The organism is Cupriavidus sp. 05T313 (assembly GCF_056396665.1).
Window position 1 is genome coordinate 1 of the sequence record NZ_JBFTLX010000365.1, and the last position, 5,184, is coordinate 5,184.

Sequence of the window (5,184 nt, forward strand, 5' to 3'; positions counted from 1 at the left end):
GTCACCGAGAGCTGGTGCTGGCTGTCCCACGCCAGCCCGCTGACAAAGCTGGCCTGGCCCGTCTGCCGCAGCGCTGCCTGCTGCAGCTTCTGGCCTTCGGTGTAGGCGTCGTAGTAGAAGGTCACGCTGCCCGGGCGCAGCGCGGCCGGCAACTGCGCCAGCAGGCTGTCGGGCGTCACGCCGGCCAGCACCGCGACGGCCGGGCTGTGGTTCAGGTACTGCGCACGGTCGATGCTGGTGCCGGGCGCGGTGACCGGATTGCCGCCCAGGTTGGCGTTGAAGTGCCAGTCGACCGTTTGCTTGCCGCCCGTGTCCGGCGCAGCCGGCGTGGTAACGATGACCGGGTTGAACTGCCACGGCCTGGTCGGGTTGTCCACCGGCGTGGCGGCCGGGACCGCGCCGCCGGGCGCCGCTACCGGGCCCAGCGGGATCACTTGCTGCGCGCCGGTGGAGGGCGGCGTGGGCTGGGACGGGCTGGTATAGCCGTTGGCGAGGGCGGCGCCGGTCAGGTCGACCGTGTTGCCCATCAGGTTGCCGGTGTTGAGCACCTGCCCGCCTGCCGTGACGGCCAGCGCGCGGCCTGCCTGGATGCCGGATTCAAGGCTGCCGAGGACGGAGCGGCCCCCGGTGTCATGCCAGCGGTCTCCGCCGCTGCGGTCTTCCTGCCAGCGCCCGATCCAGTCGGCGTTCAGCGCGATGCTGYTGTTGTCGACCGCTCCGCTCATCCGCACGGTCACGTCCTGCCCGCCGCTGATCAGGCCGCCGTGGTTGGCCAGCKTGCCGCCGCYGAGCCGGACGTCGCGCGCGGCGGTGATGACCGCCGCCGGCCCGGCCGCGCTGTCTTCGTCCGCCTCGCATTGGCTGTTGCCGTGGGTGCCGCCCGGGTTGCAGCCGCCGGCGTAGCTCGGATTGGTGCTGCCGTAGCTCTTGCGCAGCCTCACCGGGTCCATGGCCTTGTTGACCAGGGTGGGCGCGGTCACCGAGACGTCGCCGGACAGCGACTGGATGGCRCCGGCCTGGTTGRTGACGCTGYTGCCRGCCGTCAGCTTGACATCGCCCCGCGCGGCTAGCGTGCCGTGCAGATTCTGGATGTTGGCCGCAYTGATGGTGAGSGTGTTGCCGGCGGCCACCGTGCTGGGCGTCTGCTGCCACGCCAGCGTTTGATAGTGGGGGGCGCTGTCGCCCGGGCAACTTGCGGCCCCCGGAAGACAGCCGGGTGTGCTGGTGACCTTGCKKTCGTAAGTGCCCTGGTTGGTGAAGGTGCCASGCGTGGTGATCGCGACCTTGCCGGCGGCGGCGAGATCGCCGGCGTTGGTCAGGTCGCCGGTGCCATTCAGGCTCAGGTTGCCGCCGGCTGTGATCTGGCCGGCTTTGCCAAGCTGCTGGCTGACCGTGGATTGGCCCGGCGCGCCCGCTTGCGTGCCGGCGACCGTCTGCCCGAGCGCGATGGGCGACCACGGGGGCGGCGCTGTGCACGAGTCGCAGGCGGCCATGCTTGGCGGCGTGCCRTAGACCAGCGGCCCGGGGCCGTAGGCGTTGGTGCTGTCCTTCGTCAGTGCCGTGAGCTGCGCCATGAACGCCGACAGCTCGCCCTGGTTCACCGTGTCGGCCACGCTGTTGATCAGCGTCGCAGACCGGCTGTTGTCCAGGGCGCCGACATGCAGCGTCACATCCTTGACGGCGGAGATCACGCCGCCCTTGTTGGAAAGGGATGCGGCGGTAATGTCGAGGCTGCCGCCGCTGATGATCTGGCCGGCGGKGCCGTCGGATTGCCGTACCACCGTATGATCGACGGTAGGCACCCCGCCGATATGGCGCACGCTGCCCGAGTTCAGCAGCGATACCGGCACGCTGTCCCGGCCAGGGATGCCCGGAATCACGTGCCAGAGTGCCTGCCTGAGTTGCTGGTCGCCGTTCGAGGGAATGATCTCTTCGCCCAGGACCAGCAACACGGTGCCATCCGGATTGCGCGTGACGTCGGCCAGCGTGATGTCGATCGGTGCGCCTGATACATAGGCGGCGCAATTGTCACAGCTTCCCCCTTGCAGCCAGGGCGAATAACTGCCGATGATGGTGGATTTGAGCAGGCCGTCGTTGACAACCTTGGTGGTGAAACTGCCCGCATCCAGGGGCGCGGTGCGGTCGTTGATGACCGCGCCGGCGGCGATATGCAGGTTGCCGTTGGCCCCGAGCACGCTGCCGATGTTGTTGAGCGTGCCGCCAATATCGAACTTGAGGTCGCCATTGGCTTGCGTGGTGCCGCCGCGGTTGTCGTAGTCGCCGCCCGTGACGGCGATATTGCCCAGCGACTCGACCGTGCCGCCGTTGCTTACGTTGCCATGCAGCGCAAGATCGCCATTGGCATGTACCGTCCCTGTATTCGCGAGCGCCCCGGCGGACAGGGAAAGCCTGCTGCCGCCCACGATCTGGCCGCTATTGGTCAGCGTGCCGCCGGTAGCCAATGACAGTTCGCCGGCCTTCTGGATGGTCCCTGMGTTCGTGATGCCCTGGCTGGCGTTGAGTACGGCCTTGCCGCCCTGCACGTTCCAGGTGCCGGTGTTGTTGATCGCCAGCGCCGCCAGGGTCAGCGTGCCGTTGGCGTTCAGGGAACCGGTAGTGGCGGCGGACGGATCGAATACCTGGTTCGGCGCGTTGAGCGTCAGGTTGTTGCCCGCCAGTAGTTGGCCAGCGGCATTGTTGAARCTGCCGTTGCCACCCGTGACGGTGAAGGTCAGGTCGCCAACGATGGGATTTTTCCCGCTCAGGTCCCCGGCGAAGAGGGTGCCGCCCTGATTGCCCGTCAGCGCGCCAGCCGTGACGGCAAGGGTCCGGGTGCCGGCGACGAGGCCCTGCGCGTTGTCCAGGCCGCCAGTGGCGGTGACGTTGACGTTCGCGCCGCCAATGGTGCCGCGGTTGACCAGGCTGGCCGAACCCAGGCTAAGCTGATTGCCTGCCAGGGTCCCGGTATTGCTTACCGCGTTGCCGTTGACAACGAGTTGCTGCCTGGCAATCGTCGCGCCGCTGTTGGCAACCGACTGGCCCGCGAGCATGGCGCTGCCAGCGGTGGTGTCGCCAGTCAAGACCAGGCTCTGGCTGGCAGCCGCATCGAGCGTGCCGTCAACGCCATTGACCTGACCCGGCGCCGAGCCCACACGGACATTCTTGCCGCGCAAGGTGGCATTGCCGCCCACCCATGTCAGCTGGCCCGCGCTCAGGGTCTTGCCCGCGCTCGCCACCAGATTGCCGCCGGTCAGCACGCGGCCGGCGAGGCCGACATCCTGCCCGCCGCTCAGGCTGGCATGGCCCACGCTGCTCAGCGTGCCRCTCACCGTGGCCGAGCCCGCGGAGGCCGACAGGCTGGCCGTGCMGCCGCYGCTCAGGTTGCCAGCCACCGTTGCATCCCGCCCTGCCGCGATCACGGCATCCCCGTCGCTGGTGAGCGCGCCGTCGATGCTGGCGCTGCCAGCGGTCGCGGTGATCGTGGTCTTGCCAGCGCTCTGCGCCTGGCCGCCAACCGTGACGTTTTGCGCGGCGGTGAGGCTGAGGTCGGCATTGGTGCCAATCTGGCCGCTGGTGGTAATGCTGCCGCCCTGCGCGGTCACGGCGACGGCCTTGGACGCCAATACCTGGCCGCCGAGATTGGCATCCGTGCCCGCCGTGACCGCCAGCGTGCCGGGGGGATACCACATTGCCCGTGGTGGTCACGCTGCCGGTGACGCCGGTCAACGCCACGTTGCCGCCAGTGCTGCCCGCCTCGCCGTTGATGGTCAGGTTGCGCCGGGTAGCCAGGTTCAGGTCGCCGGCCGATACCGCGTTGCCGTCGATGGTGGTATCCCGCGCGGCATCGAGCTGGATCTGGCCGGGCGAGGTAATGTCGCCCTTTAGCCGGATGTCGCCCTTGCCATCGTTGCCCGCCGCCTGGATCGCGATCCGGGCACCATTGACCGCGCCGCCGACATCCACGCTGCCGCCCGCAACCAGGGCTACGGATTCCTGCGCTGTCACGCCACCGGCGCCGCTGATCGAGCCGCCGGCGGTTACCGATACCGCCTTGCCCGATTCCAGCGTGCCGCCGAGCGTCACATCCTGGCCAGCCTTGACGCTGTATCCGGCCTCGCCGTGGCCATTGCCCGARGCGGTAACGGCTCCGGCAGCGGCAATGGCAACGCTTTCCTTGGCGTAGGTATTGCCGACCTTGAGGTTGCCCGCGGAATCAAGCGTCAGGTGACTGGCCGATGCGGCAAGATTGCCGTCCGCCCGCACGCCGACCCCTGCCGCGGTGCTGACGATCTGGATCTGGCCAGCCGTCATGGCGCCGAAGGCCGTCGCGTCGATTGCCAGGCCGTTGGCAGCCGTGGTGTTGGTGGCGGCGTTGTTCGGTCCGGCGGCGGCGGTGCTGAAGCTGCTTCCCGCAGGCGTCACCAGTTGGCGCCCCGCCACCAGGTTGATCTGGTTGCCGGCATGGAGCGCGCCGTCYACGCCGATCGATTCGGCGATCAGGTTGATATTGCCGACGGTGCCTTCGATGCCGACGCCATTGGCATTGCCCGGTGCGGGGTTGGCAATCTGCACGCGCCCGCCTTGCACCAGGAAGCCGGCCGCCGCCGCGGCATCGAAGCTGGTCGGGGTGCCGGCGGCGGACAGGAACTGTGGCGTGCCGGTGGTGAGTGTTACCTGGGTGGYGTTGGTAAAGCCCGCCCCGCTGGTGTAGACCCCGCCGGGGGCGGCGATGACCAGCCCCGCCGGCGCACCGAACACTTCCACCGTGCCGTTGATCTGCGCGGGCGTCTGGCTGGTCACCTGGTTGATGATCAGGCTGGCCGGCCCGGAYGCGGCGAGATTGCCGTTGGCGCCGACCTGGCCACCGAGGAAGGTGCCGCCGCCAACCGTGCTGTTGTTCAGGATGAGGCCGATCGGGTCCACCACGAAGGACCGGTACTGGTTCAGCGAAATGCCTTGCGCGTTGGGCGTCGTGATGCCCACGACGGGGACGCCGCCCTGAGGTGCGCCCGGCCCCGTGGTGGTGGTGATCGACGGTGTGAAGCGCAAGGGCGCGCTCGGGTCCGTGACCGGCGCCGCATAGGCTGCCGTCGGACCGAAGCTGGCCGTCACCGGCAGGTGTGCAACCGCCCAGCGCAACAGGCTTTGACGGACGGCGGCCGCGTGAATCGCCGGAGCCTCCAG

General features: G+C 69.0%; 2 protein-coding genes. Both read right to left on the reverse strand.

Annotated elements, in window-relative coordinates; all coding sequences use genetic code 11:
- Positions 1-3,050: beta strand repeat-containing protein (locus tag AC1DKD_RS38835; RefSeq protein WP_477144525.1), on the reverse strand; the 3,050-nt coding region annotated here is incomplete at its 3' end.
- A 67-nt stretch (positions 3,051-3,117) separates the two neighbouring features.
- A partial coding sequence (locus AC1DKD_RS38840) for a two-partner secretion domain-containing protein (RefSeq protein WP_477144524.1) occupies positions 3,118-5,184 on the reverse strand: 2,067 nt, incomplete at its 5' end.